1 protein-coding gene is annotated in these 676 nt (G+C 68.2%); it reads right to left on the bottom strand.

Annotated features, from left to right (window positions below; all coding sequences use genetic code 11):
- Positions 1-131: 131 nt before the first annotated feature.
- Positions 132-575, bottom strand: a complete 444-nt coding sequence (locus MTBUT4_RS00660) for a hypothetical protein (RefSeq protein WP_173977737.1) — start codon at positions 573-575, stop codon at positions 132-134.
- Between the last annotated feature and the right edge of the window lie 101 nt (positions 576-676).

Raw genomic sequence — 676 nt, 5'->3', positions numbered from 1 at the left:
TTTTGGATCAGATAAGGACGAGGCGGGCCAAGGACGTGCCACGGGCCGCGCCCTTCGAGACGGCCGCTGGCGCGGCCTCCTCAGGGTGAGGCCCGAATGACACGAAGCTCCGGCCTCAGGTCAGCACCAAGTCACGGGGCGGCGACATCGCGTAAGTCCGTCGGCTCCACCACCCGCCGGGTGACCGCCCAGCGCCCCAGGCGGCGGTCGCATTCCGGCACGTGGTCGGCGGCCCAGCGGTTGATCACCTCGCGCACCACCGTGGCATCCTCGTCGGCGCAGACATTGGCGCCGTACATGTGCCGCAGCCGCTCGATCAGGCGCCAGTGATCGCGGCGATGGTGGTCCTCGTGCGGGTATCCGCCGGCATCCATCAGCCGCTCCTGGCGGTCGAAATTGTGCCCGAGATAGGTGATGATGGCCTGGATGCGGGAGCATCGGGTGCGGTCGCAGCCGCCCGCCGCCCGACGGCATTCCACCATGGGCTCGAAAATGCGCTGCAGCAGGTAGCGCAATCCTTCGGTGCCGGCGTCGATCTCGCGCACGCCGGTCTTGACGTCCTGGAGCCCGGCCATCGGCGTCGCTCCCTCCCTGAGTATCGTCTTATGCTTTTTTGTATTTTTGTGACGATACCCGAGGCGCGGGGGCGGGGGCAAGCCCCGCGCCCCCCGACAGC

The organism is Magnetospirillum sp. UT-4 (assembly GCF_902729435.1).
GTDB lineage: Bacteria > Pseudomonadota > Alphaproteobacteria > Rhodospirillales > Magnetospirillaceae > Magnetospirillum.
Note: the sequence above shows the minus strand (reverse complement) of the source record. Positions and strands in the feature narration are given on the sequence as shown.

Coding starts and splice junctions, on each gene's coding strand:
- MTBUT4_RS00660 (WP_173977737.1), bottom strand. CDS start 575: ATGGCCGGGCTCCAGGACGTCAAGACCGGCGTGCGCGAGATCGACGCC.